Genomic DNA, 24057 nt, shown 5'->3' with positions numbered 1-24057 from the left:
TTGTACGGCAGTCCGGCTTATTTCGAAACCACTCATCATCTACGATGGCACTAAGAAGGACATAAGAAAGCAAAAAAATCGCGATTTAGATCAATAGTTTATATTTCGCTCAGACTGACTGAGCGAAATGCATAGCGGGTTACGATTGGCTTCTTTGTTCGCGAATCTTGCGCTGACGTTCTTTTTCCAACGCTTTTTCTGAACGGTGCTTTTCAACGGCGCTAGAAACATCTGCACCAATGTGCTCTTCGCCACGAGAACGGGCTAATTGCACCTGACGCTCGCGTTCGACAAAACGCTGGCGCTGCTCATCGGTGTACTTATCAAAACAATGCACACAACTCACGCCTTGCTGATAGCGCTCGTCTTGTTTCTCTTCTTCCGTAATTGGCATACGGCACGCATGACACTGGTCATAATCACCTTTTTCAAGGTCGTGATTCACAGAAACCCGGTTATCAAAGACAAAACATTCGCCTTCCCACATGGTTTCTTCTTTTGGCACTTCTTCTAAGTACTTTAAGATGCCACCTTCAAGGTGATACACCTCTTCGAAGCCTTGCTCTAACATATACGCTGTGGATTTTTCACAACGAATACCGCCCGTGCAAAACATCGCTACTTTCTTTTGTTTCTTGGGGTCCATGTTTTCTTTCACGTACTCAGGAAACTCACGAAAGGTGTCTGTTTTTGGATTGACGGCATTTTTGAATGTGCCAATTTGCACTTCGTAATCGTTACGAGTGTCGACTAAAACGACATCAGGATCAGAAATTAAGGCATTCCATTCACTTGGCTTAACATAGCTGCCCACCACACGTTTAGGGTCGATGCCTTGCACCCCCATGGTCACGATTTCTTTTTTCAACTTCACCTTAGTGCGATAGAAAGGCATGTCTTCATCGTAAGATTCTTTGCTGACGATTTCATCTAGGCCTGGCTGTTGATCTAACCATGACAACACAGCGTCAATGCCTTCACGAGATCCGGCTACTGTGCCGTTAATACCTTCGCTTGCAAGCAACAAGGTACCACGAACGCCATTGTCTTCTAATACCGTTTGAAGCGGTTCTCGGAGGGATTCGAACTGAGGAAGTTCAACAAATTTATAAAGGGCACAAACAACAACTTTAGACACTTTTATCTCCTATGCGGTCTGGAACGTAAAACCAGAGCAATTAAACAAGGCGCGCATTATAGAGATTTTTTGAAGAAATTTCGAGTCTGATTAGCCGTTAAATTACCAGTAAAGCCGTTAAATCGCCAACACAGCTATTGGTCAGGGTCGAGGGTTTTTGCGGTGGTGTTATTAACTCGAAACCAGCCTGCGATGCTGTGACGTGTTCGTTTGGCGACCTTGACTTCATGTTGGAAATCTTCACTTAAGAAAACTGCCAAACGGCCTTTCTGCGGTAAAAAACGCCCTAACTCGCGTCCAGAATCGTGCTCATCATAAATCACCAACTCACCGCCATCACCCTCCTGCCAATCCTCATTCAAATACAGCACGATTGAAAGAATGCGATTACTTTCTCCCTTAAAAGCATCGAGGTGTTTTTCATAAAAGGCGCCTTTTTCATAACGCGCAAAATGCGCTTCGAAATCAAACAAACCCAAAAAAAACTGACGATTTAGCACAATACGTAAGGCTTCCATTTCGTCCAAAAATGTTTTGCGCGTTTCATTAATAGGGTCGATCCACTTGATATAATCACGGCGTGCATCCAGCACCACCTGATGGTCCTGTTTGCGGCCAACCCCCGCCTGTAACATAGACTCATTTTGAATCCCTTGAACCTCCTCGATAAGCTTATCGGTGAAGGCGTCTGAGAAAAAATCGTCCTGCACACTCCACCCTTTCGTATGCAGATCATTAAGCAACAAAGCGAAAGGCTCAAGACGACTAAACGCAGGTAAAAGCGCCACAGGTAAGTCATTGGGTAAAGGGTTAGCTATCACGTCATCGAAGATCATAAAGAGGGAGTTCATATCCTAAGCGGCATTATTGCCAAGCCGTTTATGATACTGTAGCGTGCGAGCCGACACACTAATTTTATCCCTGCATGAAGCGTTCAACAATGACCCAAGCTTTTGTCCTACGCGACTACCAAACCCAAGCCGTAGAGGCGACTCTCAATCACTTTCGCCAAAGCAATGATCCCGCCGTCGTTGTCCTGCCTACCGGCGCAGGCAAAAGCTTGGTCATCGCAGAACTTAGTCGCTTAGCAAAAGGCCATGTCATTTGCCTTGCCCATGTAAAAGAGCTTGTCGAACAAAATCATGGCAAATTTCTAGCCACTGGCCACCAAGCAGGTCTTTACTCAGCGGGACTCAATCAAAAAATCAGCACCGAAAAAACCACTTTCGCCAGCATCCAATCGCTGGCAGCCAACTTAGACGACTTTACTCAACCAGCCAGTTTAATCATCATCGACGAATGCCATCGTATCGACATGGCACAAGGCAGCCAATACCAAAAAACCATTCAACACTTTTTAGCGCTCAACCCTAACACCAAGATCCTTGGCCTCACTGCCACGCCTTATCGACTCGGCAGTGGCTGGATTTATCAACACCATTACTATGGCTTTGCGCGCCCAGAAAACGACTGTTTTTTTAAAAAATGTATTTTCGAACTGCCACTACGCTACATGGTAAAACATGGCTATCTGACACCACCAATCCATTATGATGCCGCTGTCGCCCATTACAATTTTAGCCTTTTAACCGAAAGCCTAGACGGCGAACAAGACAGTGACGCCATTGCGTTAAATGAGCTCATCCACAAACACCCCAGAGTCACCCGTGCCGTTACCGAGCAGATCATCCAGCTGAGTGAACACCGCCAAGGCGTGATGATTTTCGCCTCCACCATTGATCATGCAAAAGAAATCATAAGTTACTTACCAGACAATGAAGCCGCACTCATCACCGGAAAAACGCACAACAAGGACCGCGATCAACTGATCCAAGCATTCAAAGACAAAAAACTCAAATATCTGGTCAATGTCTCAGTATTAACCACAGGGTTTGATGCCCCTCATGTGGATGTTATTGCGATCCTTCGCCCGACTCAATCGATTAGCTTATTCCAGCAAATTGTTGGTCGCGGCCTGCGCTTGAGCCCGGGCAAAAAAGATTGCTTAATACTCGACTACACCAACAACGGCTACGACATATACCAACCCGAAGTCGGTGAAAAAAAGCCCACTAAAGATTCCGTTGCTGTACTAATACACTGTCCCGAGTGCGACTTTGCCAATACTTTCTGGGGGCGCAAAGACAGCGAAGGAAACGTTATTGAGCACTTTGGTCGACGCTGTCACGGACTGATGGAAACACCACACGGTGAAGAGCAATGCCACTATCGCTTTTGTTTTAAGCGCTGTCCCCATTGCAATGAAGAAAACGACATCGCCGCCCGCCGTTGCCAGCATTGCGCAGAAAAATTGATTGACCCCGATGATCAACTCAGAAACGCACTCAATCTAAAGAATAACAAAGTCCTTCGCTGCTCAGGCATCACCCTAACAAAACAGCCAGAAGACGACAGTATCAAGGTCACTTACCACGATGAAGACGGCACGACGCTGAGCGAACATTTTTATTTCAAACAGAAAAAGTCGAAGCAGAAGTTTAACGAAGAATTTGGGCGACGTGTCGCGAACAGCACGAATCCAATCACTTTTGAACACGCTGAAGACGTGATAAAGTTCGAATCGTACCTACCAACTCCGGATTTTGTGATTGCTAAAAAGCAAAAACATCATTGGCAAATAACTGAAAAACTCTTTGATTACCAAGGGCCATATCGCAAAGCCAATGACCTTACCTAAGAACCATAATGCTTAAGGTTTTTTCAGAGCATTTTTATAAGAAGCATCAAAAGGCAAATTGAGTTTAGCAAGGTGGTCAATGGCTGCTTGCCCTAGAACACCACTAGGAATCCCACCTAGCAATACCATCCAGTAGTTTGCCGCCATATTTTCTGCAAAAATCGAAGCGGTTTTCTCATCGACGCCGACTTGTTTAAAGCGCTTAGTTACGCCCTCGATAATCACTTGTATTTGTTTAGTATGAAAACCGCCGTGTGCAAGACTATCGAACAGCACAAGCCGCGCAAACTCAGCGTATTTATCATAAAAAGAAAACAGCACATCGGCCATTTGAAGAAGATAGTCGGATGGAGAAAGGCACGATGTCTGGGCATTAGCAGCATTTCTAAGCGCTACATCCATCTCATCGAAGAAAATATCTTTTACAAGAGACAATTTATCAGGAAAGTGTACAAAGAGAGTACCTACAGCAATTCCAGCTTGATTACTCAAGAAACGCGTACTCGTTGCCTCTATGCCTTTTGTTAAAAAAGCATCTTTTGCAATCTCTTTAATTTTCGAACGAGTATTGGCTTTTTGTGTTTGGCGCACGCTCACGAACTTTCCTCAGTACAAAAAAGATCGTTCGAGTCTATCGCGTCATAATTTTGAAAACGAGCGCTATTTTAAAATTACTAATTTAAAAAGCGCATTTGATCAAAAGGCATTCCATTGAGACGACTATTTAAATCGTCCATAAAACTTATTATGCGTTTTGCATTCATACCAAAATCGCCTTTCCCAACACGAGAACAAGATCGCATATCAACACGCACCTTATCGCCTTCTGTCATCACCCTGAGAACAACATCATCTCTAAAACCAAAAATAGGGGTTCTTGCCGTCGCTTCAATCAGACCTACTTCAGGATAAGTTGCATCTAACTGCCACCCCCTCTCCACAACAAGAGCCAGTGCTTTTTGATAGGCCATCTGAGCACTTTTCTTAGTCATCACCGGTTTTACATTTGGGTAGTTGGCAATCTGTATAGCCGCCCATTTAGGGTCATAGACCAAACCATTTTCATTAGACTTACGTAGAAAGTTAACATTAATAAATTCTGGTGGCATTTTGGTGTCTGTCGTAATGTCATGGATATTTGGAAGATTAATGCGCTGCGCATAAAAAACAATCCACATCAAACTATAAACAAGCGAAACGACCAATACCAAACCAAAAAAACGTTGACTAGAAACATTGCACTCTTTGCGGCAAACAAAAATAGAAAGAGCGGCTAAGGTTGATAAGATCAAAGCAGCACAAACACTTTGTTTTAATAGTGAAAAACCGATCAAGGGCTCGAACAGCCCGATCCTCACACCTGCAATTGAAATAAACGCTGCACATCCAACTAACATTAATAGGATATAAAGCACAGGAGAGATATAACGACTCATAGATTACTCATGCCATATTGGTATACGCACCTTAGCGTGCAACGATGCCAACGAACAGAAGGTAAATAACGCTTTAGCTTTGATTCCTTGATATTTGCATATTTTCAGTAAATGATTCAAAAAGACACGATAAATACGGCTCTTTTTGCCTTTTATAGGCTTTTAAATAAGAAGGACTAAGGTATGATACGCGCCCAATATTTAGCAACAACCAAACAAGCAGACATATCAATTCAAATACGTAATCCATAGGTTAAATTACAAGCGACATCATGTCCCCAAAACACCCTCTCCATAGCGTTGACAGTTTACGCTTAGAATGCCAAAAGCGCGCTCGGCGACCTTTTATCGCGAGAGGTTCAAAAGCCAATCGCTGCCCTTCTTGCCTAATGGCGACATTTGCTTGCTTCTGCACAGAGAGAAAAACCGCCCACGCTTCCATTAATTTTATTTTGCTTTTTCATCGCGATGAAATCCACAAGCCCACCAATAGCGGTCGTCTTATTGCCGATTGCTATCCAGCTGATACACTGGCATTTCTATGGGATAGAACGCAGCCGGATGATGCGCTAAAAGCACTTTTAGAGGAAAGAAAAGGCGCATGCACGTTATTATACCCGCACACAGAAACCGCTAAGAGGCAAAAAAGACACGTTCGGACTCTCCCGCTTCCGAACGTAGAGAGCAATACAAAGCACACCTTTATTATTCTTGATGGAACCTGGAAACAGGCCAGTAAGATGTTCCATCAAAGCGAGTGGTTAAAAGACATTCCGCACTTTGAGATAAACAGCCAAGCACAACGGTCTTTCTTAGTAAGACATTCAGGCCATGACATGCAATTTGCAACCGCCGAAGTTATTGCCCTGCTACTAGACAACCTTGGATATGAGGCACAGTCCAGAGACTTGCTTCACTACTATCAAGTTTTTAACCAAAAATGCCTTGCCAGCAGAAAGCGAGGCGACATAAAAGAATGGCAAGATTAAGCTCGAAAAAGTAAAGACGCCATACCGCTAGAATGAAACTGCACTGCCTGCTTCTTTTTCTTAGCCACTAAAATAGGTCCGTTATCGAGAAACAAGAAAGCCTTCCAGCTTCGCTTAAAGACAGCCCAAGGCAGCTCAAAAACCAACTCATTGTTACAACAAAAAAACACTAACGTGTCATCACCCCAAGCAGCTACATGTTCCAAAATATCCTCTGGAAGACATGCGCTCTCAGACTCCCAAACATTCTCCCACTTAACTTGCACGGCACTTTGACCCTTTATCCAATCATTATCGGTGAAATGGTCTGGGTGAATTTGAGAGTCGCTAATATAATCACGCCAAATATTGCTTGCTCTCGCTTCATCTAATAAGCGAATTTGAGCTAAATCCGCTGCTTCAACCTTGGGGTCTTCGCGTTTAAAAATCCAATTTTTTGAAAAACTATCTAATAATTGATACGCCATAATTCACTATACAAATCCAAAAGGTGAAAAAAAATAACCTAAATCATGAAAAACGATCGTTTGTTTGAATGATTAAGCTCATTTAATATTTAAAATGTTGTAATAAAACAACATTTAACTTAATTAGTACTTATCTTTAATTTTAGTATTTTACATACTAAGGAGCATAAAATGGACTCTCAAGAACAATACGAAGCACTTCTAAAAGACTGGGGCTTTGAAGATCGCAGTGCAATACGCCGTGCACGTCGTGAGAAACGCGCTCAAAACGTAAAGACAACAACTTCTTTCTTTAAGAAAATGTTTTCTTTTTCAGGCTCAGACACATCAAGCACGCAATCTTCACTTGAAAACAACAAAACACAAGCTTCGCTTTTAATGGCCGCTAGCGTATCTTAACGGATTTTTTTAAGGAGAGAAAAACAATAACAACCTCTCTTCCACTCCCCCCGCTAAATTCGTTATTATCACAGCTTATTCATAACGAAGCACCCTCTCTATGGCTTACCTCTATAAAGCAGTGATCTTTGATTGCGATGGCGTTATTGTCGATACAGAAAATATTTCAAACGAAATAATGAAGTCTATGCTGCTACAACATGGCCTCATACTTGATGACAAGCTATTACATGAAAGATTTACAGGCTTCACTAACCAAGAAAACCTAAAAGCCGCCGAAGAATTACTGGGCAAAGCCTTGCCAGAAAGTTTCGATGATGATTATAGAAAGGCATTTCACGCGACCATTGATAAGCACCTAGAACCCATTAATGGTGTTCTTGATTTATTAAGTAAAATTACAGCTCCTATTGCAATGGCGACCAACGCACGACGCAAAGAAATGGAATTTAAGCTTAATAAAATCAAACTTACAGAAAGATTTTCAACACGCTTTTGCGTAGATGATGTCGAAAACGGCAAACCCAAACCTGACCTGTATTTAAAAGCCGCAGCAGCACTTAATGTTACGCCCGCAGACTGCATTGTCATTGAAGATTCTATCGCAGGGATTACCGCTGCTCGGGCTGCCGGCATGCGTGTACTCGCCTTTAGCGAAACACTTGATGCAAAACTACAAGCCAAGGCTGGCGCAACACAGAGCTTTGCCACCATGAAAGAGCTGGAAACGTTACTTGGCCTGTAATTAACACTCATAGACGACACACGCCAAGCAACACGATTCCATTTCTGCACTAAAGTGATTGCAATTGCTTAAGCAAACTCTTTGGCAGCTCATGAATCGTCAATGTTCCAGTGTCTGCATTGAAAGAAATCGATTCGCCAAGCAACTCACTGTCGAAACTCAGAGTCAGTGCGCGAGAACTTCCAGAAAGGCGAGTCAGTTTTTTCAATGCGGCTTTTTCAACAAAGATTTCTTTCTCCATCTGAAAGGTTTCAGAACTAGCGATTTCCAAGAATTTATTGGCTTGCTCAATAGAAAAACGAGATTCAACTTCGTTGGCTATTTGCTGTATGGCCAACGGCTCTCGCTCTTCCGCTTTCGATTGACAATGTTCAGATACCACTCGTTTAAAATCGTTCGCTTGCTTGGTCGGCAATCCCTCAGATTGACAAAAAGCAGACGTTAAGTCGACAAGCTTACGCGTTTCTTTCGCCGCAACTTTAGGCTCATCACAACCAATAAACTGCGTGAAATACTCACTTTCGTGCTTTGGCGCACGACCAAAACGAAACGCAATATAACGACCTTCATCACCAGCGCGCCAAGCATTGAGGTTGATACGTAACGCCATATGTAACTTTTCCATCTCAATCTGTTCTACTTGAGAAAGACTAAGATCCGCGCCTAGGCCAATGCCTTGCTTACGCTTCAACATAACTATGTATAAAAAATGAGTATCGTGAAGCTCATAATGATTGAACCACAACAATCCCCCTTCCGCTTCTTCGACTGGCTCTAGATATTTAAGATACTCAGCCGCACAATTTTTTGAAAAGCCCTCAAAATCTTCGAAGACATTTTCTTTAAAATGCTTATTCAATAATGCTGGTAATTGCGACCCCTCTTCACTCCCTTCAGGGTTTGAAAAACGACCTGTATTCATACCAGATCGATTGAACAAATTAGTGACCTGCTCTGAAAGCGCTTCAGCCTGTGCATCAACAGGATTCTCATTTGGGCGCGCAATTAATATCGCTTTACGCTCTCCGTCATGTTTTTGAATTTCATGTACAATCAAGTTGGTAATAGACACCAGCAACCTCTTACGTTTAGTATGAATAAATTGTGACCACCTCTGAAGAGGCAAACTTAACACCAATAGCTAAGCCATGACCCAACCAAAAACCACGAAAAAAGACACTCGAAACGAAATTGATTCTTTAGTAGAGGAATTTATTAAGGCTAACGGAAAGATCCAGCAAGTTGATATGGGTGAATCCGGTCTTGTTGACGGCAAGTATAACACGTCACACATGGGCTTTAGCGAGCCAAGAAAAGAGCGCACGCCACTTAATCATGTTGTCGCCGCCATTCAACAACGCAAAGGCAGCAAAACCCCACCACAAGCCCCGCTTAAAATGAATAGAAAACCAAAAAAGAAAATCATTTACGATGACTTTGGTGAACCTTTACGCTGGATTTGGGAAGAATAAGGTAAACTATCACGTTCGATATACCCCTAACCATATCGTCTTAAAAAGGCGTAAAATACTGTAACGCTATTTATTAAAGGGAGTTTTCATGTCAATTCGCTACCTGCATGCCATGATAAGAACAGATAAGCCAGAAGAGAGCCATACATTTTACACCGAAGGGCTAGGCCTTATTCAAACGCGCCGCTTCGACAGTGAAGCCGGAAAGTTTTCGCTCATTTATTACGCTGTCGCAAAAGGTGAACCAGAAGTTGAACTTACTCATAATTGGGACGATCGTAACTACACGAATGGAGATCAATTTGGTCATTTAGCCTATGAAGTAGATGATATCTACCAGACATGCGAAAAGCTGCAATCTATTGGCGTCACCATACTTCGTCCACCTCGTGATGGGCACATGGCTTTTATCAAAGACCCAAATAACATCTCCATTGAACTACTACAAAAAGGTCAATCACTAGAAAAGGCCGAACCATGGCTATCTATGGAGAACACGGGGAGTTGGTAAATTACAAAAAATTACAGTTTGCCTATAACGCTACAAAAATCCTATAGCCTCCGGGAAGAGGCATCGTTATATTAGGTCAATATACAGAAGTACAGGGAATTTAAGATAATGAAGATAGCATTCAAAACACTTTACACTATTAGCTTGCTACTAATGCTTAGCAGCACGAGCCATGCCGAAAATCTTTTTAACAGCAATGTTCGTCAAGGACTAAACGACCAAGATAAAGATGGTGTAATAGACATACGCGATCGCTGCCCTAACACTCCCCTAGGCGATGCAGTTGATACTAATGGCTGCCCTACTGCCACATCAAAAATGATGACTCTTGATATTGATATTCTGTTTGACTCAGGAAAAGCCATCGTCAAACCAAAGTTCTACCCTAAAATCAAAAAGCTTGCTGACTTCTTAAAAGAACACAAAGACAGTCATGTTGTTATTGAAGGTCACACCGATAATGTAGGGTCTGAAAAAGCAAACCAAGAGCTATCTCAGAAGCGTGCTTCCGCCATAGCAGATGTACTCATCGACAGCTTTAGAATATCTCCAAAGCGTGTAAAAGCAATTGGTTATGGCGAAAGCCGTCCAATCGACAAAAACGACACTCCTGAAGGGCGCGCTCGTAACCGTCGCGTTATTGCTGACATCTATGCAGAATCAAAAGCAGATGTCGAACGCTGGACAATCTACAGTGTTGATAAAAACACTCATACAGCGCCACACAAGCAATAATAAGTAAAAGTCGTTGACTTGATTAAACAAGTCGGCGGCTTTTACTTTAAATACCTGCATAAAAAATCACGACGACTCCTGTAATCACACCAACCTCCCCACCCTTAACAAATAATAATACTTATCAGAAAATACGAGAGCAATACTCTGCCTTCTTGAACAATACCAATCAGGTATTTCCTAACAGATAAGATTATAGAAAGTGAAGCGCAACATTATAATTTATTATTTTTTATAGCCTGAATAATCGACCCTAACATTCCCCAATAAAGAAACGCAGAGTATATATATTCGATTTGAAAGATTTAGAAAGAACTATAGAAGGGAATTATATTCTTAACAGGAAGGTAATCAAAAAAAAACAGCCTATTGACTAAAGTGTTAATAGGCTGTTTTTTTATTTTTTTACATATTACTACAGACTGCGGTTAAAGCATCATCAATCGCTTTCACAACAATATCAATTTCATCACGAGTAATGATCAATGATGGAGCAAGGCAAACTGTGTTGTTGTGTTCTTTAAACGAACGGTTAGTACGACCAATAATAACACCATTCGCCATACAGTGACCCGCAACAGCAATCACAACACTCTCATCAACTGGTTCTTTCGTTACGCGATCTTTTACTAACTCGAAACCTGCAAACAAACCTTTACCACGAACATCACCAATAATTGGATGCTTATCCATCAGCTCTTTCAGTTTCTTAAGAAGGTATTCGCCTTGTACTGTCGTGTTTTCAAGCAAATTCTCATCTTCTATGATTTGCATGTTAACTAAAGCGGCAGCAGGTCCAGCAGTACATCCACCAAAAGTAGAGATATCGCGGAAGTACCCCATGCGAGGATCTTCATCTTCTTTAAACGCTTCAAAAACGGCTTCTGTAGTGACTGTACAAGAGATTGCGGCATAACCAGAAGCCACACCTTTAGCCATAGTAACGATGTCTGGCTGGATATTATAATGCTGATAACCAAACCATTTGCCTGTTCTACCTAGACCACATACAACTTCATCGATATGTAGCAAGATATCATATTGACGACATATTTCTTGAACTCTAGCCCAATAACCTTCTGGCGCTTCAATCACACCACCACCGGCTGTAATAGGCTCAAGACAAAGGGCACCCACTGTTTCAGGCCCTTCAGCTAGAATTACTTTTTCGATTTCATTAGCGGCCCACACACCATACTCTTCACCGCTAGCATCAATCTGTGCGCGATATTCGCAACAATGAGGCACTTCAACAAAATCAGGAACAAAAGGACCATACTGATTTTTTCGTTCGAACTGACCAGTCGCACTCAATGTCGCAATAGTAGTACCGTGATAATCTCGATCACGATAAAGAATTTTTGTTTTTTTACCGCCATATTTTTTATGAGCAATTTGACGAACAAGCTTGAAGGCTTTTTCATTCGCTTCTGAACCTGAGTTTGAATAGTAAACTCGGCTCATGCCTGGCATTTTATCAATCAATTTTTTAGCGAAAAGAGCGCCAGGAATATTACCTGCAGTTTGGGCAAAGTAGTTCATTTTAACCAATTGATCGCGAACGGCATCTGCAATTTCAGTACGTCCATAACCAACGTTTACTGTCCATACAGCACCAGAAACCGCATCAAGGTATTCATTTCCTTTAATGTCCCAAACACGTAATCCTTTACCGTGAACAATAACCATAGGATCATTTTTTTCATATGGCTTATGCTGACTCAAATGGTGCCAGACATGATTTTTGTCATTATCAATTACATCTAAAGAATCAAAATTTTCAGTATCGTACTTCATACAAACCTCATTAATATTCAACAAAGATCAAGCTAACTGTTTCTAGCACCTGACATTTCACTTTAATTATTCAAAATTACGCCTTTATATCAATAACCCATAGAACCAGATCAAATGATTTATTGAGACCAGAGAATGCTATTCAAAAGATATCAATTTAATATAAAAGCGGAGTGTTTTTTTAAAAAAGTATTAGAGGGAGAATCAATGACCCTCCCTCTAAAAATAATTATCTTTTATAGGTGCCCACGTAAGGCAAAAAATAATTGAATTGCAGCATTAGACTTTAGATAACCAAAGTTTTGGTGTAACTCATTTCGCGAATCGCATATTTGATGCCTTCACGACCAATACCACTTTCTTTTACACCACCAAAAGGGAAATGTTCAGTTCGGAAGCCTGGACCTTCATTAACAGCTAAGGTACCAACATCTAATGCTTCAAATAAGAAACGAATAACGGATAGGTTATTACTAAACACACCGCCCTGAAGGCCATATGCCGTATTGTTGATAATTGGAATAATGTCTTCAATATTATCAAATTTAAACAATGGCATTACAGGACCAAATGTCTCTTCTATCATAACGTCACTGTCAGCTTGGACATTTTCAAGAATAGTCGGGTGTACAAAGCTACCTTCATACTTATTACCCAAGGCAACGGTTGCGCCATCTTCAATGGCTTTTTCGATACGCTGGCGAATTTCTGTTGCCGCACCGATATTAATAACGGGACCAACAAATGTCTTATCATCCATAGGATCGCCAATAACGAGCGCAGAACTTTTTTCAACCAACAAATCACGGAACTTATCGTAAACAGATTCATGAATGAACAAGCGCTTAGCCGCAGTACAACGCTGACCCGCTGTCGCAAAGCGGTGATTGATCGCTGAATTAACAGCCGCTTCAATATTGGCATCATCCATAATAATCAATGGATCATTACCACCAAGCTCAAGCAACAATTTTTTATAGCCAGCAGCAGCAGCGATCGCATTGGCCGCCGCGGTTCCGCCAGTGAAATTGATTGCATTGACGTCTGAATGACCATTTAGTCGATCTAAGTCTGACACCTGTGGCATACAGAATTGCAATACACTTTCAGGCATTCCAGCTTCATAGCAAAGCTCAACTAAAAGCTGAGAAGATGCCGTGTTTTGTGGGCCAGGTTTGAACAATATACTATTACCGGCGGCGTAAGCTGGACCAATTTTATGAATCGCAATATTAATTGGAAAGTTAAACGGTGTAATACAAAAAATGGTGCCTAGCGGGCGCCAGCAAACGACACCAATCTTACCACCAGCAGAAGCATAAGCATCTGAATCAAGTGTTTCACCACTAATCTGACGAGCTTCTTCACTGCTTGCGATACATGCATTGACCGCACGCGTCATTTCAACTCGTGAGTCTGAAATTGTTTTTCCAGTTTCACGAGTAACAAGCGCGGCCATTTTTTCCGCATTTTCTTTAAGAAGAACAGCTAATTTACCCAAAACATTTGCACGCTCAAAAGCCGCTGTTTTTGCTTGGACTTTTTGACCTTGCTTAAGCAAGGCAAGTTTCTCTTCAATCTGTGCCCAGCTAGTGAATTCATATTCACCGATTTTTTCATTGCTATAAGGGTTTTCTAACGTATAAGTTTGGCTCATAACGATTACACTCCTAGTTGGATTAATTGATAAACAATACGACCGGCAGCAATAAGCAACGCCAGCTTCATTAGTAAAAAGAAAACATTTGTACTGACAAACCGTAAAACAATAACACCAAGTTTCGCACCAATAACGGCGGCTAAACTCAGCACAATAATAAGATAAGCATTATCAATAAATGAAAAGCCTAAGAATATATAAGCAGGAATTTTGGTTAGATGAGTAAACATTTGCATAACAGATTTGTTACAAACAACTTCTTCTTTACTCATATCATCCCGCATGAAAAACACGGCTAACAAAGGGTCTATTGCCCCAACCACAATCCCCATACAACCGGTCGCCATTCCAACCCAGAAAAAGTTACCGTTGCTAACTTTAAAATGCGGCATTCGCTTCGGTTTGAACAGCGTATAAAAAATTAACAAAACTAGAATTAATAAAGGGAAAAACTGCCCGACATATTGAACAATGAAAAAGGTGGTAATTGCCGCACCTATCGCCGTTCCAAAAGCAAATGGAAGGCACATAGCCCAACGAATATGCGACCGAAGAAACCAACTGCGGGCGGCATTATTAAAAACTTGCACCACACCGTGAATAGCAATAAGAGGCTTGACCGGCATAAACACACTCATTGCGGAAAACATAAGAACGCCACCCGCCATCCCTGTAATCGATGTAATCGCAGAAGCTAAAGCAATCGCCAATGAAAGCCATACCAGACTTTCATTTGATAAAGACACTACATCCATCTGTTACCCTTAATACCATTCAGTTGTGTTTAGGCTTTACAGTGTAGGAAGAAGCAAAAATGCTTCATAGGTCCAGTTTAGAATTAGTATAAGTCCACTCTAATTTATTGATTAATTTGATTTTTTTAGATTTCCATAAAAGAAAACCACTTTAGAAAAGTGGTTTCACGGCCGATCAGAAAGCTAGAGCATTAAATCATGTCGATACTTTAACCAAATCGCTCCGCCAAAAATGGCTTAAGATTATCTGTATTTTCTGGGTTCTGAATGCAATGACTAATAAGTTTTCCAGTAATGGCACCAAAAGTAAGCCCTAAGTGACCATGCCCAAAAGCCACCTTAACTCTTGGGTATCCCTTTAAGGGGCCAATAACAGGTAATGAATCCGGTGTCGACGGCCTACTTCCAACCCAAGTCGAATTGACTTGTAAGTCATTACCTAGCATCACATTAGCGTGTTGAAGCAGCGTATCTAAACGCGGCTCAACTATTGGAGCGTTTTCAAATGCAAACTCAGCCATACCAGCTAAACGAATACTGTCTTCCATTGGCGTCATAAAGATTGCTTTGTCTAGCCAACCAACAGGACGAGTCAATTTTTTAGGCCCTGCATTTAACGCCAAATGGTAACCGCGTTCGCTCACCATCGGAATGTTCACACCCAAACGAGACAAGATAGTTTTTGAGGCTAGCCCGGCACATACCACGACTTCATCAAAGCTCATCGTTGTATCGCTTAAATGGACAGACACATCACTTTCTCTAGGCGACAAAGCAATCACTTCATCTTGCTGAATACTGCCACCATTACTTATAAAGTAATTTGCATACTGACGACTTAATTCGATAGGACTGATAGTAAATCGCGTGTCTGGATAAAAGACTCCACCAGAGTGAAATCGAGCAAGATCAGGTTCCATTTCTTGTGCTTCATCAGCACTAACAAAGCTCATGTTTACACCTTGATCTTCACGTTCTTTTAGATCACCTTTTTGAGCTTTGACAAAGTTTTCAGTCGTTGAAAAAAGCCCCAAACATCCCTCAGATCGTATCAAGTCTTGCGCACCAGTAAGCCCTATAAGCTCTTGATCCGCTTCAACGCTTCGCTCCTGAAGAAACCTCATGGCAGCTTTGCCTTGAGTATATTTCCCCTTAAAGCAAGCTTTGGTAAATTCGTATCCATAGGACATTATATGTGGAAGGTAGCTCCCTTGAATGGACAAGGAGCCATTTTTATCCATTAGCATTCCAGGGACTTTTCGCATCATTGAAAACTTAGCAAATGGCAGGCGTGCATAATCAGCAAATAAGCCAGCATTACCAAAAGACGTTCCCATCCCAGGTGCCTGTTTATCAATTATTGTCACTCTATACCCGGCTTTTTGTAGATAAAGCGCCGTTGAAAGCCCTACAATACCAGCGCCCAATATTCCAATGTGTTTATCTTGCATACTCACTTTGCGATGAATATCACCGCCCCCTAAAAATTAAACGCCATCGATACCAATTTAGTTATTCTAAAAATAGAGCGTTCGCTATTATTTGCTCTGATAATCATCATTACAAATCGCAAATATTTAACAGTTGATTAGATTTTCTTATGTTTAAAGCATTAGATGGAGTATAAACGGATTGTTAAGGTGACCTTTGACCTTAGAAAGTGGCTTTAGAAACTTAAAGCCACTTATTACGACAGCGAAGACATTGTTGGTGAAGGGTATCGTGAATGCATTTTTACTGATTTCGCTTACTAACATAAGGCTTGAAATCACCCTATCTTGTATAATTATACCGTTCATCTCAAATAGTAAGCATAAATAGGCCCTCCAATTGTTTCATCCCTGCGTCACTCTCATCTCACAAGAAATTCAAAACGTCTCATTAGTTATCCAGCAACGGGATAGAAAAGTAAGGAAGCAATATTGCAACGCCACCCAAAAAACATAAGAAAAACTTATATAATCAAACATTTTTCCGAATTGTATCTAAATTCCGTTTATGTAGACTCGATACTAAGAAAAAAATAAGTAATTTGGCATCACTGCCCAGCCAAAACAATGCAGAGTGACAATAAAGCTCTTCAAAACAAAAAAACATGATGTATTAAGGTCGAAAAATGGACAGAAGAAAAATTGATATATATCTATCAACCTTTTTGATTATTATTTCAGCAATAATCTTAACGGATAATAATTTGGTAGAAGGCGGCGCTGAAAGCAATTTAAGCTCTATGTTTTTACCTAGATTTGCCGCGTGTTTAATTATTATTTTTTCACTAACGATTGCCATTCAATCCTTGATGAAATTAACCAAACACACTGAAATAACAGCCAACGAGATCATCCCGACTGAAGGGTTATCGGGTGTTTTCATTTATATCGGAATATTAATTACCTACTGGATAGCAATGCTTTACTTGGGATTTTTGATATCAACTCCCTTTATCATGATCGCCGTTGCAGTGCTTCTTGGAGGTCGAAGATGGGGTTCTATTATTACCATGTCTATCGCCACCTCTTTATTAATATTTTACGGCTCTAAAATATTTCTACGAGTCTACCTCCCCACTTGGACTCTATAAAGGAAACGTCAAGATGTTTGATAATATTATTAGCGGCTTTGGCCTAGTTTTCGCAGTAGGTCCGATTTTAGGCATTATTGCTGGTGTTATTGTTGGTATAATTTTTGGTGCGATACCTGGTATTTCTGCCATTATGGCGATCGCTATGATTCTCCCAATGACTTTTTACTTAGGTCCTATTGTGGGTATCACCATATTGCTGGCGGTCTATAAGGCAGGTATCTATGGTGGCTCCATTTCTGCCATATTACTGAACACTCCAGGTGCAGCGGCTTCATTTTTGACCGCGCAAGATGGGCACGCACTAACCAAAGCGGGTAAAGCGGGTAAAGCACTGGACATGTCGCTTTTTGCCTCGGTTTCTGGTGAAATGCTAGCCACTATTGTTCTGATCCTGATTGCCGCCCCCTTCTCTTTGATCTCCCTTCAAGCGGGCCCGATCGAGAAAGTATTTTTACTACTCTTTGCATTCACGATTATTGGCACTATGGCCGGTGAATCGATTCCTCGCGGACTACTCTCTTGCTGTTTAGGCATGCTATTTTCCATGGTAGGAATGTCCTCCATTACTGGCGCTTCACGCTTCACATTTGGCTATACAGAATTGATGGGGGGATTCACCTTTACACCAATGTTAATCGGCATTTTAGTTATGCCTGAGGTGTTTAATGTCATCCGTAGGCGTAAAGACCCTCAAAACAAATTAACGATCACACGCTCCCCAAATCCTGAAGATAATCGACTTAGTTTTAAAGAGTTTAGAGCTGTTTTTAAGACTATTCTAAAATCTTCAGCGATAGGAACCTTTGTTGGCGCATTGCCTGGGTTAGGATCAAGCCCTGCGGCTTTTCTGGCTTACAGTGAAGCAAAACGTACGGCTAAAAAACCTGAAGAATATGGTAAAGGGTCCGTCGAAGGTATAGCCGCTGCAGAGTCAGCAAACAATGCAGTCTGTGGGTCTAGTATGATTCCGATGCTGACATTAAGCATACCTGGGGATGATGTAGCCGCCCTTCTGATGGGGGCTTTTTTGATCCATGGCCTAACACCTGGACCGATGATTTTCTTTGAGCACACTCAAACAATCTACGCGATCTTTGCAGGTTTTCTGCTTACTGACCTATTCCTATTGGTAATTGCTCGTGCCGGCTTTAAGTTTTTCATTAAAGTTGCCTCATTACGCCAATACTATATTTTCCCTTGTGTCACCGCATTTGCTTTTACTGGCGCTTATACCACCGGTCAAAATATGGACGATATTATAGTCCTAATTGCCTTCACCATTATAGGTTACGGCATGAGATTAGTTGGTTTAAACCCTGCTGTTTTCATCATCGGATTTATTTTAACACCATTTTTTGAACAGAATTTAGATCAGGCGATGTCCATTGTTGGAACGGATTATTGGCAATTATTCACATCACCTTTTTCATGGGTCTTTATCATACTTTCCATACTCTCTGTTATTTCCAGTGTTCGTATGCGCAAGAAACCAGTGGGACTACCTAAAGGGAAGACAGCTTAATAAGAGCAAGTCTATCAGGCATTAAAAAGAGCTATTTATAGCCAGAGTTAATCACAAAAACTATAAACACAACGATAAACAAAAGGAAAACTGTATGAAAAACTTTAAAAAAGCATTAACCGTTATTTCTACAACCTTAGCAGTATCATTAGCGTCTAGCGCGGTAATGGCAGCTTACCCAAACAAGCCAATCAACGTGATTGTGCCTTGGGGTGCTGGTGGCGATTCAGATTTAACCACTCGAATCTGGGCTAAAGCGGTAGAAAAAGACTTAGGTGTTCCTGTGGTAGTCATTAATAAATCTGGCGGCGGTGGCATTATTGGTACATCGTATGTTGCTCGCGCAAGAAAAGATGGGTACACACTAATAAATGCAGGGTTAAGCAACATGCTAGTAACCCCTAATTTTAGTAAGGCTCCATACAGTTTTGATAGCTTCACACCTATTGTTAAAATGACGTCTGTTCCACTAGGTGTCATCGTTGCTGCAGACAGCCCATATAAAACCTTTCCTGAATTCGTAGCAAATGCAAAAAACAATACGATTACTCAAGGATCTTGGGGCGCCTCTTCTTCAGGCACGATTCTAGCTGAAATTATTGCTAAAGAATCCGGCTACAAACCAAGATATGTGAATGCAAAAAGTTCTGCTGAATCTATGGTTTCTCTTGTTGGTGGCCATATAGATTCAGCCGTAGCCTTCCCTCCAGCGTTTGGCCCTCACGTTGCCGCAGGTCGCGCTCGTGTCCTTGTGATGAACAAAGAAATGGCTGAATACCCAAATGTTCCTACGTTTGCAGACTATGGAATCAAAGGAAGCTTTGAAGGTTGGTCAGGTATATTTGCACCTAAAGGCGTGCCTCAAGAAGTTATTGACCGATTGACTGCTGCAACCGCTAAAGCAATGAAAGACCCTGAAGTCATAGCACAATATAAAAACATTGGTGCGACAATGGACTTCCGTCACGGTCCTGAATGGATTGCTGATATGAAAACGACTTACGGCATTATGAAAACAGCCGCTGCTGAAGCGAAGAAATAACACTTAAAAATACCCTATAGCAGTGTCTAATCATTAGGCACTGCTACCCACCTTCTCAAACGTTTTGCCAATTCTACTAACCATAAAAAACCAACTCAATTTTCACTATAAAAAACACGATTTTCTCCAGCTTATGGCATAAATACTGCTAATATATCCCGCAACGTAATGCATTTTTGAGAACCTATAACAAACATAAAGCCTCGTTTTAGGTTATATTTTTACGTAAGCCACTATTTACAAAGCTTTTTACATCTACCCAAACTTATACTCAAAGGCAATGAAATGAACCTTAAACAGATGGAAGTCTTTCGTGCAGTCATGTTGAGTGGTTCCATTTCTCAGGCCGCTAAACAATTATTCAGAACCCAGCCCGCTGTCAGTATGATGATCAGCTCATTGGAAGAGGATATTGGGTTCCAGCTATTCGAACGCCATAAGAAACGACTCTATCCAACACCCGAAGCTCATTATTTATACAAAGAAGTTGAGTCGATATTCTCACGCATACAAGATGTAAATTTAACCGTTAAAGATATCCAAAATAAACAATATGGCTTTCTTCGAATTGGCTGCATGCCCGGCCCATCGAGCTTTTTTATTCCAGATATTTTGGCTGATTTTCTAGAAGAGCACCCCAAAATACAAGTGTCTCTACAAACCAGAACATCAGAAGCCATTGCCACTTGGGTCGCTTCCAACCAATACGATTTAGGCTTTGCAGAGGTTTCTACACACCAACCTAAAATTGAGAAAAATCGCATATTTGATCTACCTTGTGTGTGCGCTTTACCTGCAGAACATCCGTTAGCAATACATGACGTTATCACATTAGAAATGCTCGATGCAGAACCTATGATTACACTGTATCCAGACCACATGATTTTTCGAGACCTCATACAACTCTTCGATCAAGGTGGTTATCAAATGAATGTAAGGCTACAAACCCGATTCTTTACCCCTGCCCTAAAATTCGTTGAGCGTGGGTTAGGTGTTTCTATCGTGGATCCTATTTCAGCCATTAGTTACACCAGCTATGCCGCACCAGGAAAAGTCGTCTTTCGACGTTTCAAACCTGATGTAGCCCTTCGGATCGGCCTTATACTCCCTTCAGAAACACCATCGTCTATGATCACAATGGAATTTGCTAAATTACTACAACAGCGAGTGGAAAATATACTTGAACAACCAGAACAGTTTTTAAGCTGGGGAAAGTGAAACTGAGATTATTATGGGTCAGAGATTTAGCACAGAAATCACACAAGGTAGCATTACCTTGTGCGATTATTAAAACTCATTAATTTCTATTTCATTGAGTGAGCACTAGATTGGCTTAGTAACCAACTCTAATTTTTTATACTGTTGCTGGGCTTTATATACTTTTTTCAAATAGGTTCTGGTTTCTTGATAAGGAAGCTTGGTAATCAGTTTTTGATACACTTCATCTGGAGAAAGCTGATTAATCTCTTCGACAGCACCAGCTAATGAGCGTTTATTCTGAGGATGAAAAACACTTGCTACATTACCTGCGCCAGTATTGTACGCCGCGATAGTACAGTAAAGACGACTTCTATCATCTTTAATATTTTTAAGGTATCGGCTATTCAATATATGCAGATATCCTGCACCAAAACGAATGTTTTTATCTGGCTGAAACAACGTATCGACGTTAGGGCTACTGCTCTTATTATTAAGCTGAACGTTAACGTCTTTCCCTGCTGAATCGGGAACAATTTGCATCAACCCAAAAGCAGGAATTGGCGATTGAGCTAAAGGATTAAAACTAGATTCTGTTTGCGCAATAGCTAAAATTAAGCTTCGATCGATATTAAACTTTTGAGACATCTCGGTAGCAACGGGAAAAAATGGTTCCGCCCGCTTTACTACCATCTGTGCAGGTAAACTGATTTTTATCTGGTCTACGCTTTTACTGTTTGACCCACCAGTAGCTATCGTTTCCCTCTTAATGGATGCTTTTTTTATTAATGTCCCAATATCATTTACGCCAGCTATGCTCTGAAGCAAACTATCTGTCTCTGTATTCCCATTTAACGCTGGCAATACGGGATCTGTGGCCAACGCCTTACCCACAGAAGTGTTTGCTAATTGCGACAATGCTTTGTGTATATCAAGTCCACTACCATCTAATGATTCAAGGATTATTTGGTTATTTTCATAATCCAATACTACTCTTTGATCAAAATCTTTTTTGTACAAAATATAATCATGAGGACTTGATAGTTTTGTATAATCACCCCATTTTTTAGTCACTTCTTGCTTATAGGCACTGTATCTAGCTAAATAACTTTGCTTATAATTTTTATAACTTTCCTGTTGGCTCAGTTTCCATTCGTTATAGCTCTGAGCATTAACCGGAAAAATTATAAGAGCAAGTAAAATTACATAAATTTTTTTCATTTTTCACACCTAAAAAAAGGAGGCCGAAGCCTCCTTTTAACCGAGTATCAATTTATTTTCTTTTGGACATCATCAAGCGAACTATCCGCTTCTTTAGCCAAAAATTTCTGGTACAACTCAGGCGAATCCTGACCAATCGCTGTTTTTGCGACACTATCAACATTGGCTTTATAAGCTTCTTTATTTAGACCAACAAGCACATACAAATTACCTTCAGGACTAAATTGTGTACGATAAACACGTGCTCTCTGCAGTGTCATCGTTGCTAGCGTTTTTTGAACACGCTCAGTCACATCAGAGTTAGTATTTTTACTATCTACTGTACTGTCCTTTGTAACACGGGACAATCGACTGTTCACATCACTTGAGAAAGCAGACACAAGTCGGCTACGAGCTTCAGAGCCAGCAACATCTCTCATCACACCAGGCCCTGATGCCATTTTTTTCGAAAAACCAACCGCTTGCAACTCAAGACCTTCAAAAGGTTGGCTACAAATCCAAGCAGGAGCTGCCGTACCTGGGCTATCTGGGTATGAGCAGTTAGCAAAAGTACTTGGTGTAGAACTACAACCAGCTAAAACAGCAACTGAAGCAGCAACAAATGCAATGTTAATTAATTTCATTTAATAATACTCACTTATAAACCTGGAACTTTCACACAAGAACCGAGAACTTCGTATTCACCAGCCTCACACTTACCATGATCTAATTTTGCAACATCACCAATCATAATTTTGTTAATAACAGCTTCATCAGAGACATGCACATAGGAACCTACAGCTGCTTTATCCTTAATCACTTTCCCCTCACCTACTAATATATTTTGAATTCGAACTTCATTAGTAATGGGAGTTACTTCTTTCTCTTTGTGATAAAACTTAACTGTAGCGCCATCAACAGCGCCTTGTCGTTTTCCTATCGTCACTTGGAATAAAGAATTTGTTCCATGTGGCTTACCAATTTCATCGCGTCGCTCTATAACATAAGATTCTGGCGCCAAATCGTTTATTGTTTTGAAAGACCCAGATTTAACAGCATCCGCTAACGCTTTACTGTCTAAACTACGCATTTGCGCATTAGAAATAGGGCATCGAGAGTCACGAGTATCGCTATTGAAACTTTCTGAACCATCATATTCATAAGTATTAATTAGCTCCATAGATGGCATTTGATAGGCACGTACAAACAATTTTGCTTCTGAAGAAAACTTACAGAAAGCATCCGTAGTTTGACGCTTACCTTTGCTATCAGTCCAAGTTCGTGACTTGTAAAATGTACTAGTGGTATTCAGACCGACAATTTTTGTCAGCAAGGCAATATCAGCAACAGAAGGACCATTGGTACGGAATTTACCAGATTTCTCTGCTGCGATAAGTTCATCTTTAAGCTTTAATGCTAACTTACGATCAACAACAGTATTTTCAGACTTCATTACTCTCTGAGTTAAGTCATCATAAACTTCATCAACAAAGTATTTACCTGCAGCAGCACTGTACTCAACAGGAACAATAATGACTTTATTGCCATGCCCTTTCATTTGAGCTGTCAATTGTGCTTTTGACGGACTAAATTCAGAAACAGGTGCAGAAACGTGCTCTGTGTGAGCAACATCTAATGATGAACAACCTGTAAGTGTTAATACACCAATGATACTTACAGCAGCTAAAAGTTTTCTCTTGAACATAGTTA

The 24057-nt window shown here is 41.0% G+C and carries 24 protein-coding genes; 11 read left to right on the top strand and 13 right to left on the bottom strand.

The window, feature by feature from the left end; all coding sequences use genetic code 11:
* Window positions 1–139: 139 nt before the first annotated feature.
* Together trhO and E0D70_RS09935 are read right to left on the bottom strand one after the other, a co-directional pair.
* A complete protein-coding gene (gene trhO, locus E0D70_RS09940; protein WP_133012135.1) occupies window positions 140–1138 on the bottom strand; it encodes an oxygen-dependent tRNA uridine(34) hydroxylase TrhO in 999 nt (332 codons plus the stop codon).
* 134 nt (window positions 1139–1272) lie between these two features.
* Window positions 1273–1974: a 2OG-Fe(II) oxygenase gene (locus E0D70_RS09935; RefSeq protein WP_133012134.1), complete on the bottom strand. Its 702-nt coding sequence runs from the start codon at window positions 1972–1974 to the stop codon at window positions 1273–1275.
* 104 nt (window positions 1975–2078) lie between these two features.
* Here E0D70_RS09935 and radD point away from each other — a divergent pair, with 104 nt between their 5' ends.
* Window positions 2079–3836: a DNA repair helicase RadD gene (gene radD, locus E0D70_RS09930; RefSeq protein WP_133012133.1), complete on the top strand. Its 1758-nt coding sequence runs from the start codon at window positions 2079–2081 to the stop codon at window positions 3834–3836.
* 12 nt (window positions 3837–3848) lie between these two features.
* On the opposite strand, the gene E0D70_RS09925 is transcribed toward radD, so the two are convergent.
* Both E0D70_RS09925 and E0D70_RS09920 read right to left on the bottom strand, forming a co-directional pair.
* Window positions 3849–4433 (bottom strand): TetR/AcrR family transcriptional regulator, encoded by a 585-nt coding sequence (locus E0D70_RS09925; RefSeq protein WP_133012132.1) that lies wholly within the window; start codon window positions 4431–4433, stop codon window positions 3849–3851.
* Window positions 4434–4510: 77 nt separating this feature from the next.
* Entirely contained in the window at window positions 4511–5272 is a 762-nt protein-coding gene (locus E0D70_RS09920; protein WP_133012131.1) for a DUF1499 domain-containing protein, read from the bottom strand.
* 272 nt (window positions 5273–5544) lie between these two features.
* Here E0D70_RS09920 and E0D70_RS09915 point away from each other — a divergent pair, with 272 nt between their 5' ends.
* A complete protein-coding gene (locus tag E0D70_RS09915; RefSeq protein ID WP_133012130.1) occupies window positions 5545–6261 on the top strand; it encodes a tRNA-uridine aminocarboxypropyltransferase in 717 nt (238 codons plus the stop codon).
* On the opposite strand, the gene E0D70_RS09910 is transcribed toward E0D70_RS09915, so the two are convergent.
* Window positions 6258–6728, bottom strand: a complete 471-nt coding sequence (locus tag E0D70_RS09910) for a DUF2947 family protein (protein ID WP_133012129.1) — start codon at window positions 6726–6728, stop codon at window positions 6258–6260. The two genes, E0D70_RS09915 and E0D70_RS09910, sit on opposite strands and share 4 nt — an antisense overlap.
* 171 nt (window positions 6729–6899) lie before the next feature.
* On the opposite strand from E0D70_RS09910, the gene E0D70_RS09905 reads away from it, so the two are divergent.
* A complete protein-coding gene (locus E0D70_RS09905) occupies window positions 6900–7127 on the top strand; it encodes a hypothetical protein (protein WP_133012128.1) in 228 nt (75 codons plus the stop codon).
* A 100-nt stretch (window positions 7128–7227) separates the two neighbouring features.
* Window positions 7228–7872: an HAD family hydrolase gene (locus E0D70_RS09900; RefSeq protein WP_133012127.1), complete on the top strand. Its 645-nt coding sequence runs from the start codon at window positions 7228–7230 to the stop codon at window positions 7870–7872.
* Window positions 7873–7921: 49 nt separating this feature from the next.
* Here the strand turns inward: E0D70_RS09900 and E0D70_RS09895 are convergent, their stop codons facing one another.
* Window positions 7922–8944 (bottom strand): nucleoid-associated protein, encoded by a 1023-nt coding sequence (locus E0D70_RS09895; protein WP_133012126.1) that lies wholly within the window; start codon window positions 8942–8944, stop codon window positions 7922–7924.
* A gap of 76 nt (window positions 8945–9020) precedes the next feature.
* On the opposite strand from E0D70_RS09895, the gene E0D70_RS09890 reads away from it, so the two are divergent.
* The 3 genes from E0D70_RS09890 to E0D70_RS09880 all read left to right on the top strand — a co-directional run bounded on the left by E0D70_RS09890 (window position 9021) and on the right by E0D70_RS09880 (window position 10590).
* The gene (locus E0D70_RS09890) at window positions 9021–9344 is read left to right on the top strand and encodes a hypothetical protein (protein WP_133012125.1); all 324 of its coding nucleotides are present in this window, start codon (window positions 9021–9023) and stop codon (window positions 9342–9344) included.
* An 88-nt stretch (window positions 9345–9432) separates the two neighbouring features.
* On the top strand, window positions 9433–9855 hold the full coding sequence (locus E0D70_RS09885) for a VOC family protein (protein ID WP_133012124.1): 423 nt from the start codon (window positions 9433–9435) through the stop codon (window positions 9853–9855).
* 108 nt (window positions 9856–9963) lie between these two features.
* Window positions 9964–10590 (top strand): OmpA family protein, encoded by a 627-nt coding sequence (locus tag E0D70_RS09880; RefSeq protein WP_133012123.1) that lies wholly within the window; start codon window positions 9964–9966, stop codon window positions 10588–10590.
* Between the two features lie 405 nt (window positions 10591–10995).
* Here E0D70_RS09880 and E0D70_RS09875 read toward each other — a convergent pair whose 3' ends face one another.
* The 4 genes from E0D70_RS09875 to E0D70_RS09860 form a co-directional block, all read right to left on the bottom strand.
* A complete protein-coding gene (locus E0D70_RS09875; protein WP_133012122.1) occupies window positions 10996–12387 on the bottom strand; it encodes an aminotransferase family protein in 1392 nt (463 codons plus the stop codon).
* A 286-nt stretch (window positions 12388–12673) separates the two neighbouring features.
* The gene (gene safD / locus E0D70_RS09870) at window positions 12674–14044 is read right to left on the bottom strand and encodes a sulfoacetaldehyde dehydrogenase SafD (protein WP_133012121.1); all 1371 of its coding nucleotides are present in this window, start codon (window positions 14042–14044) and stop codon (window positions 12674–12676) included.
* A gap of 5 nt (window positions 14045–14049) precedes the next feature.
* Entirely contained in the window at window positions 14050–14802 is a 753-nt protein-coding gene (locus E0D70_RS09865) for a sulfite exporter TauE/SafE family protein (protein WP_133012120.1), read from the bottom strand.
* A gap of 209 nt (window positions 14803–15011) precedes the next feature.
* On the bottom strand, window positions 15012–16253 hold the full coding sequence (locus E0D70_RS09860; protein ID WP_133012119.1) for an NAD(P)/FAD-dependent oxidoreductase: 1242 nt from the start codon (window positions 16251–16253) through the stop codon (window positions 15012–15014).
* Window positions 16254–16918: 665 nt separating this feature from the next.
* Between E0D70_RS09860 and E0D70_RS09855 the strand changes: the two genes are divergently transcribed.
* The 4 genes from E0D70_RS09855 (at window position 16919) to E0D70_RS09840 (ending at window position 21168) form a co-directional block, all read left to right on the top strand.
* The gene (locus E0D70_RS09855; protein WP_133012118.1) at window positions 16919–17383 is read left to right on the top strand and encodes a tripartite tricarboxylate transporter TctB family protein; all 465 of its coding nucleotides are present in this window, start codon (window positions 16919–16921) and stop codon (window positions 17381–17383) included.
* Window positions 17384–17396: 13 nt separating this feature from the next.
* Complete coding sequence (locus E0D70_RS09850; RefSeq protein ID WP_133012117.1) at window positions 17397–18908, top strand: tripartite tricarboxylate transporter permease; 1512 nt, start codon at window positions 17397–17399, stop codon at window positions 18906–18908.
* 94 nt (window positions 18909–19002) lie between these two features.
* Window positions 19003–19950: a Bug family tripartite tricarboxylate transporter substrate binding protein gene (locus E0D70_RS09845; protein WP_133012116.1), complete on the top strand. Its 948-nt coding sequence runs from the start codon at window positions 19003–19005 to the stop codon at window positions 19948–19950.
* A gap of 285 nt (window positions 19951–20235) precedes the next feature.
* Entirely contained in the window at window positions 20236–21168 is a 933-nt protein-coding gene (locus tag E0D70_RS09840; RefSeq protein ID WP_133012115.1) for a LysR family transcriptional regulator, read from the top strand.
* Window positions 21169–21273: 105 nt separating this feature from the next.
* Here E0D70_RS09840 and E0D70_RS09835 read toward each other — a convergent pair whose 3' ends face one another.
* The 3 genes from E0D70_RS09835 to E0D70_RS09825 are packed head-to-tail and all read right to left on the bottom strand — an operon-like array spanning window position 21274 to window position 24052.
* Window positions 21274–22368, bottom strand: coding sequence for a transglycosylase SLT domain-containing protein (locus E0D70_RS09835; protein ID WP_133012114.1), 1095 nt, complete (start codon window positions 22366–22368; stop codon window positions 21274–21276).
* A gap of 47 nt (window positions 22369–22415) precedes the next feature.
* The gene (locus E0D70_RS09830; protein ID WP_133012113.1) at window positions 22416–22991 is read right to left on the bottom strand and encodes an LPP20 family lipoprotein; all 576 of its coding nucleotides are present in this window, start codon (window positions 22989–22991) and stop codon (window positions 22416–22418) included.
* Window positions 22992–23005: 14 nt separating this feature from the next.
* On the bottom strand, window positions 23006–24052 hold the full coding sequence (locus tag E0D70_RS09825) for a hypothetical protein (protein ID WP_133012112.1): 1047 nt from the start codon (window positions 24050–24052) through the stop codon (window positions 23006–23008).
* Window positions 24053–24057 lie beyond the last annotated feature (5 nt).

The sequence above is a fragment of the Marinomonas flavescens genome, from assembly GCF_004352835.1.
GTDB classification, from domain to species: domain Bacteria; phylum Pseudomonadota; class Gammaproteobacteria; order Pseudomonadales; family Marinomonadaceae; genus Marinomonas; species Marinomonas flavescens.
This window is presented reverse-complemented; position numbering and strand designations above follow the sequence as displayed.

What these genes read in the sequence shown, in the direction of transcription:
- E0D70_RS09830 (WP_133012113.1), bottom strand. Translation starts at nt 22,991, where the DNA reads ATGAAATTAATTAACATTGCATTTGTTGCTGCTTCAGTTGCTGTTTTA.
- safD (WP_133012121.1), bottom strand. Translation starts at nt 14,044, where the DNA reads ATGAGCCAAACTTATACGTTAGAAAACCCTTATAGCAATGAAAAAATC.
- E0D70_RS09845 (WP_133012116.1), top strand. Translation starts at nt 19,003, where the DNA reads ATGAAAAACTTTAAAAAAGCATTAACCGTTATTTCTACAACCTTAGCA.
- E0D70_RS09910 (WP_133012129.1), bottom strand. Translation starts at nt 6,728, where the DNA reads ATGGCGTATCAATTATTAGATAGTTTTTCAAAAAATTGGATTTTTAAA.
- E0D70_RS09835 (WP_133012114.1), bottom strand. Translation starts at nt 22,368, where the DNA reads ATGAAAAAAATTTATGTAATTTTACTTGCTCTTATAATTTTTCCGGTT.
- E0D70_RS09900 (WP_133012127.1), top strand. Translation starts at nt 7,228, where the DNA reads ATGGCTTACCTCTATAAAGCAGTGATCTTTGATTGCGATGGCGTTATT.
- E0D70_RS09865 (WP_133012120.1), bottom strand. Translation starts at nt 14,802, where the DNA reads ATGGATGTAGTGTCTTTATCAAATGAAAGTCTGGTATGGCTTTCATTG.
- E0D70_RS09880 (WP_133012123.1), top strand. Translation starts at nt 9,964, where the DNA reads ATGAAGATAGCATTCAAAACACTTTACACTATTAGCTTGCTACTAATG.
- E0D70_RS09915 (WP_133012130.1), top strand. Translation starts at nt 5,545, where the DNA reads ATGTCCCCAAAACACCCTCTCCATAGCGTTGACAGTTTACGCTTAGAA.
- E0D70_RS09885 (WP_133012124.1), top strand. Translation starts at nt 9,433, where the DNA reads ATGTCAATTCGCTACCTGCATGCCATGATAAGAACAGATAAGCCAGAA.
- E0D70_RS09855 (WP_133012118.1), top strand. Translation starts at nt 16,919, where the DNA reads ATGGACAGAAGAAAAATTGATATATATCTATCAACCTTTTTGATTATT.
- E0D70_RS09890 (WP_133012125.1), top strand. Translation starts at nt 9,021, where the DNA reads ATGACCCAACCAAAAACCACGAAAAAAGACACTCGAAACGAAATTGAT.
- E0D70_RS09920 (WP_133012131.1), bottom strand. Translation starts at nt 5,272, where the DNA reads ATGAGTCGTTATATCTCTCCTGTGCTTTATATCCTATTAATGTTAGTT.
- radD (WP_133012133.1), top strand. Translation starts at nt 2,079, where the DNA reads ATGACCCAAGCTTTTGTCCTACGCGACTACCAAACCCAAGCCGTAGAG.
- E0D70_RS09905 (WP_133012128.1), top strand. Translation starts at nt 6,900, where the DNA reads ATGGACTCTCAAGAACAATACGAAGCACTTCTAAAAGACTGGGGCTTT.
- E0D70_RS09850 (WP_133012117.1), top strand. Translation starts at nt 17,397, where the DNA reads ATGTTTGATAATATTATTAGCGGCTTTGGCCTAGTTTTCGCAGTAGGT.
- E0D70_RS09825 (WP_133012112.1), bottom strand. Translation starts at nt 24,052, where the DNA reads ATGTTCAAGAGAAAACTTTTAGCTGCTGTAAGTATCATTGGTGTATTA.
- E0D70_RS09935 (WP_133012134.1), bottom strand. Translation starts at nt 1,974, where the DNA reads ATGATCTTCGATGACGTGATAGCTAACCCTTTACCCAATGACTTACCT.
- E0D70_RS09840 (WP_133012115.1), top strand. Translation starts at nt 20,236, where the DNA reads ATGAACCTTAAACAGATGGAAGTCTTTCGTGCAGTCATGTTGAGTGGT.
- E0D70_RS09875 (WP_133012122.1), bottom strand. Translation starts at nt 12,387, where the DNA reads ATGAAGTACGATACTGAAAATTTTGATTCTTTAGATGTAATTGATAAT.
- E0D70_RS09860 (WP_133012119.1), bottom strand. Translation starts at nt 16,253, where the DNA reads ATGCAAGATAAACACATTGGAATATTGGGCGCTGGTATTGTAGGGCTT.